Origin of the sequence: Streptomyces sp. (assembly GCF_019510245.1) — a bacterium.
GTDB lineage: Bacteria > Actinomycetota > Actinomycetes > Streptomycetales > Streptomycetaceae > Streptomyces.
The window spans coordinates 1-5,771 of the sequence record NZ_JAEKKT010000306.1 but is presented as its reverse complement, the minus strand read 5'-3'; the positions used below and the strand labels follow the sequence as shown (position 1 = coordinate 5,771).

4 protein-coding genes are annotated in these 5,771 nt (G+C 72.5%); all 4 read left to right on the top strand.

All coding sequences use genetic code 11. From position 1 onward, the window contains the following. The coding region (gene ftsH, locus JF597_RS49605) for an ATP-dependent zinc metalloprotease FtsH (protein ID WP_294012651.1) at window positions 1-2,177 on the top strand (2,177 nt) is incomplete at its 5' end. 2 nt (window positions 2,178-2,179) lie between these two features. Beyond that, window positions 2,180-4,897 (top strand): vWA domain-containing protein, encoded by a 2,718-nt coding sequence (locus JF597_RS49600; RefSeq protein ID WP_294012646.1) that lies wholly within the window; start codon window positions 2,180-2,182, stop codon window positions 4,895-4,897. Window positions 4,898-4,968: 71 nt separating this feature from the next. Further along, window positions 4,969-5,580 carry a TetR/AcrR family transcriptional regulator gene (locus JF597_RS49595; RefSeq protein WP_294012643.1) on the top strand — a complete coding sequence of 204 codons (612 nt, stop codon included), beginning with the start codon at window positions 4,969-4,971 and terminating at the stop codon, window positions 5,578-5,580. 58 nt (window positions 5,581-5,638) lie between these two features. Beyond that, window positions 5,639-5,771, top strand: a 133-nt coding sequence (locus JF597_RS49590) for a hypothetical protein (protein ID WP_294012654.1), incomplete at its 3' end; no start/stop codon positions are given.

Below are 5,771 nucleotides of genomic sequence, written 5' to 3'. Positions count from 1 at the left end.
CAACCGTGGCCACCCCCACCACCGGCGCTCCCGCTCGCGCCCAGGAGCCCGACGGCTTCCTCGACCGCCTGCGCGCCGCCCGCGCTGCCCGGGCGCGTGCCCGCGCTGCGGAGGGCAAGAACGGCCCCGACAAGGTCGTCCTCGTCCTGACGGCGACGCTCGCGGCGCTGTTCCTCGTCTTCGGCCTCGTCGTCGCCTGGGTCAGCTCCGGCCCCGGCGGCACCCGTGTGCCGCTGAGCACGGTCGACCAGCTCGCCCAGGGCCACCGGGTGGAGAAGGCGGTCTACCTCAACGAGGACAACCAGTTCGTCCTCACGCTCCGCTCCGCGGACGAGGCGACGACGCTGCTGGGCGGCAAGGCCACCTTCCCGACCAAGATCGCGGGCGTGCCGGACGGCGACGCGACGGTGCGCGTCGAGGTGCCGAGCAGCGGCCTGGCGACGCAGGACGTGCAGAAGACCCTGTCGGCCAGCGGCGCGACCGTGACCGTGGACGCGCAGACCGGCAAGCAGCGCGGGCGGCAGCTCTACCAGTTCCTGCTGCCGATCCTCATCCTGGCCAACATCTTCGCGATCATCTTCCTCGGCAAGGGCAGCGGCAGCAGCGCGATCGGGGACGTCACGAACTTCGGTCGCGTCGAGGACGGCGGCCGCACCGGCGCCTCCACCGTCACGTTCGCCGACGTGGGCGGCGCGGACGAGGCGGTCATCGAGCTCGCTGAGGTCCGCGACTACCTGAAGGACCCGGCCAAGTACAAGGCGCTGGGCGCGGCCCCGCCGAAGGGCGTGCTGCTGTTCGGCCCTCCCGGGACCGGCAAGACGCTGCTCGCGAAGGCTGTCGCCGGCGAGGCGGGGGTGCCGTTCTTCAGCGTCGCCGGCGCCGAGTTCGTCGAGTCCCTCGTGGGAGTCGGCGCGGCCCGCATCCGTGACCTGTTCAAGCGGGTGAACGCGGTCGCCCCGGCCATCGTGTTCATCGACGAGCTCGACGCCGCCGGCCGCAAGCGCGGCTCCGGTGGCGGCGGGGGCGGCTCCGACGAGCGCGAGCAGACCCTCAACCAGCTGCTCGTGGAGATGGACGGCTTCGAGGTCAGCACCGGCGTGGTCGTCATCGCCGCGACCAACCGCCCCGACATCCTCGACCCCGCCCTGATGCGGCCGGGCCGCTTCGACCGGCACATCACGGTGGAGCGCCCGGACGCCGAGGGCCGCGAGCGGATCCTCACGATCCACGCCCGCAAGAAGCCGCTCGCGCCCGACGTCGACCTGGCCCGGCTGGCCGCGCGCTGCCCCGGCTTCACCGGCGCCGACCTCGCCTCGGTGGTCAACGAGGCCGCGCTGCTCACCATCCGCCGCAAGGGCTCCACCATCGGCATGAAGGACCTGGAGGAGGCGGTCGTCCGCGTCCTCGAGGGCCCGCAGCGCCGTGGCCGGGTGCTCACCGCCGACGAGCGGCTCCGCGCCGCGTACCACGAGATCGGCCACGTCGTCGTCGCCGCCACCCTCGGCCGGCACGAGGACATCCACCGCGTCACCGTGCTGGCCCGTGGCCGGACCGTGGCGGCCGCCTCCTTCGGCGACACCGAGGCCACCCTGCTCACCCGCAGCAGCCTGCACAACCAGCTCGTCGCCACCCTCGGCGGCGTCGCGGCCGAGGAGCTCGTCCTGGGCGAGGGCTCCACCGGTGCCGAGCAGGACCTCGAGCACGCGACGGACCTGGCCCGCGACATGGTCACCAAGTACGGCATGAGCGACGAGGTCGGCCCGGTCCGCATGCAGGTCAAGGCCGGCGAGGGCTTCCTCGGCGACGACTCGCAGCTGGTCGAGCTCTCCGACGAGACCCGCCGCGAGGTCGAGGACGCGATCCGGAAGCTCATCGAGGACGCCCGCGACGAGGCCAAGGCCATCCTGCGGGCGCACCGTCGCGAGCTGGACTCGCTGGCCGCCCGGCTCGACGCCGAGGAGACCCTGGAGGGCGAGGTCCTCGAGCAGGCGCTCGCGCCGCTCATGAAGGCGATCGCCACCCCGCCCGCCGACGCGACGACGGGACGACCGGCACGCCGTAGGGCGTCCGCCGTCACCACCGTCACCAAGCCCGCGCGAGCCACCAAGGCGCCCGCGGCCACCAAGCCGGCCAACAAGGCGGCAGCGGCCGGCACCTCGCGCACGACGAGGAAGTAGCCGTGCGCCGACCTCGCCTGAGGTCAGCGCTGCTCGTCGCCGCCGTCCTCTCGGCGGGCCTGCCGACGATCGCGCTGGCCAACGCCCCTGCCCTGCACTGCCGGGGCATCACCCGGAGCGGCTCCTGGGAGAAGATCGGCGTCGACACCTTCAAGCCGGTCCAGGGGCTGTCCTCCCCCGACACCGTCAGCGCCTTCGCGGTCGACGAGACCCGGCCGCAGTCGCTGGCGGTCAGCAACGGCGTGCGCGTGCAGACCTCGAGCGACCACGGCTGCGACTGGTCGGACTCGCTCGCGCTGTCCTTCGCCCCCAGCGGCAGCCAGCCCTTCGCAGGCGCTGGCGCGCGGATCGTCTCGCTCGCGCTGCTGGGCAGCACCCACGTGGCGGCCGTCCAGGAAGGCACCGGCGCGGCCAGCCGCCCGCACGTGATGGTCGGCACCGGCGACAGCTGGGCCGCGGCCGACAGCGGGCTGCCGGCCCAGGGCACGCCCAAGCTGCTGCGCGCCGCCAACGACGGCCGCACGCTCTACCTCACGATCAGCCCGACCGGCAGCGGCGGCGAGACCGGCTCGACCACCGGGCTGCCCGGGCTCCCCGGCGGCGGTGGCCTCGACGGCGAGACCGGCCTGCTCTACGCCAGCACCGACAGGGGCCACACCTGGTCGCTCCGCACCACGACGAACGCCCTGCCGACCGGCGGCACCGGGTTCACCGCGCTCGACATCGACTCGTCCGACAGCAACCGGCTCTACGGCATCGTCAGCGGACACCTCGCGGTGTCCCGTGACGGCGGTGGCTCCTTCACGGTGAGCCCCGAGAGCGACTTCACCGCGCTGACGGCGATGCAGCCGCAGACCTTGGCGGCGTTCCGGTCCAGCGGCCAGCTCGTGTACAGCCAGAACGGCGGGGTCACCACGAAGGCCTTCCGGGCGCCGGGTGGTGTCACCGGGGTCGCCTTCCGCGATGGCGACTCCCAGCTCATGGTGCAGCTCGGCAGCGCGCTGGTGCTGCTCTCGCCCTTCCAGGACTTCTTCAGCTCGGCCCACGCTCCGGGGCCGCCGCGCGCCGGGACGCTCAGCGGTGACCGCAGCGGCCAGTCCAGCTTCCACGCCGTCAGCGGGCACAGCGTGCTGCGCTACGTCGACCCGGTGCCGAAGGGCGTGGACATCCCACCCGTGGCGGCCGGCGACACCTCGGTGCTCCCGCCGAACCCGGGCAGGGTGGTGCCGCCCGTGCAGAGCATCAGCCTCCCCGTCGGCACCACCGGGGCTGTGCCCTTCCGGCTCGACCTGCCGAAGAACGACACCCCGGTGGACCTGTTCTTCCTGGTGGACGACTCGAACTCGATGTCGACCTACATCGACCAGCTCAAGGCCAACATCATGCGGATCGTCGGTTCGCTGACGAGCCAGAAGGTCGACCTCCGGGTGGGTGTCGGCACCCTCGGCACCGGGTCGCAGGACAACGAGAAGCCGTACCCGCTGACCTACGTCGACCCGGCCAACCCGGCGAAGCCGTACAACCGCCCGGTCATCTACCGCCGGCTCCGCGCGGTCGGCCCGGTGAACGCCGACCTGCAGGCCGCGGTCGACAACATCCACATCGAGACGATGATCAACCCGTACTTCGGTGGCGGGTCGCACGAGGGCCAGCTGCTCGCTCTCAGCCAGGTCGCCAAGGGCGGGGGGATCACGACCCAGGCGGCCTGGAACAACGTTCCGGCAGGTCAGGACGCCCACTGGCGCCCCAGCCAGTCGACGCGCCGGATCGTCATCCTCGCGTCCGACGAGGCCTTCGAGGCGCCCTTCCCGCAGAAGCACAACGCCGACTACAAGCCGTACTTCGACCAGGCCCTCCGCGACCTCAACGACAGACGGGTTCAGGTCATCGGGATGGGTGTGGGCGGCGAGTCCATGGACGACCTGCGGCACGTCGCGCGCGGCACGCACTCCTTCGCGCCTCCCGGCGGCATCTACTGCGGGATCGACCCGCTGACGGACGAGCCGGAGAACATCCGGCCCGGGCAGCCACTCGCCTGCAACGCCAGCGACCACGTGTCGGACGCGATCATCCGGGTGCTCAGCAGCCTCGTCGACCGCCAGTCCGTGTCGCTCGTGCCGCTGACGAAGACCCCCGTGCTCGGCGGCCTGCAGAGCCGGACGCTCACCGGCCTCAACGTGAAGAAGCCGAACGCCGCACCGTTCAGCGTCGCGGTGAGCTGCGTGAACGTGAAGCCCGGCCGCTACTCCGGCGACGTGGCAGCGGTGCTGCGCGGCTACAAGGTCGGTCAGGCCCGCGTGAACGTCACCTGCGTCCAGGCCGCGGCCGCCGTCCCGCCGAGGCCGATCCCCCCGGCGCCGGGTGCCCCGCCGCCGCCCGCGAACCCGCCGGCCCCGGCCGTCGTGCCCGTGGTCCCGCCGGCTCCCGCCCCTGCCGTGCAGGCGCAGGTCCAGGTCCAGACCCAGGTCCAGGTGAACCCGATGTCGGCCGGTGCGCTCCAGGAGCAGCAGGAGCTGCAGCTGGCGCTCGCGCTGAACGGGACGCTGAAGGACGACGACCCGGCTTTCAACCCGGGCGCCCAGCTGGCCATGGTCGACCGCCGCAAGCGGGAGCAGGTGCAGGCGATGTACCTGCTGGCCTTCGCCATGACCACCTGCGCGGGCCTGGGACTGGCGCGGCTGCGTAGCAGACCCGAGGTGCAGGTGCGGCGCGCTTCCTGACGGCGTGACCTTTGCCACGAGTGTGCAGAAACCTGCAGCACGCACGTTTTGGACGGCCTAGCCTTCTCCGAGTGACCGAAACAGGAAGGGTCTACGGAGGCCGCTCCGAGGACCAGCGCCGCTCCGACCGCCGCAGCCGGCTGCTGGGCGCGGGTCTCGAGCTGTTCGGCACGGTGGGCTGGCAGGGGGCGACGATCGAGCGGCTGTGCTCGGCGGCAGCCGTGGCCACCCGCTCGTTCTACGAGGAGTTCTCCAGCCGTGAGGACCTGCTGAAGGCCGTCTACGAGCAGGTGATGAACGGCGTCCTCGAGACCGTGCTGCCGGTGGTGCAGGCGGCAGAGGGGACGCTCGAGGAGCGCATCCGCACCGGCCTCACCGGCTACGTCGGGTACCTGACGGAGGACCCGCGGCGGGCGAAGGTCGCCAACCGCGAGATCCGGGTCGCGGGTGTCCTCGAGAGCGACCGGCACGCGATGGTGATCCGGTTCGCGGAGGTGATCCGCTCGGTGGCGGACCTGGACAGCGGGGCGAAGGGGCGGCTGCTGGGCGTCGCGCTGGCCGGGGCCGTCAGCGAGGTGCTCGTCGACTGGGTCTCCCACCCCGAGCCGCGGCCGTCCACGGAGCCCATCGTCGACACCCTGGTGAAGGTCTACGTCGGCGCCATCACACGCGGCGAGGCTTAGCGGCGCGACGGCAGGGGGTAGGACAAGTCCGACCGCCACTGTCAGGGAGACTCCGTCTGTGCCCCCCATCGCTCGACCCTGGCCCGGATCGCCGTACCCGCTCGGCGCCACGTACGACGGCAGCGGGACCAACTTCGCGCTGTTCAGCGAGGTCGCCGAGATGGTCGAGCTCTGCCTGTTCGACGCGGACG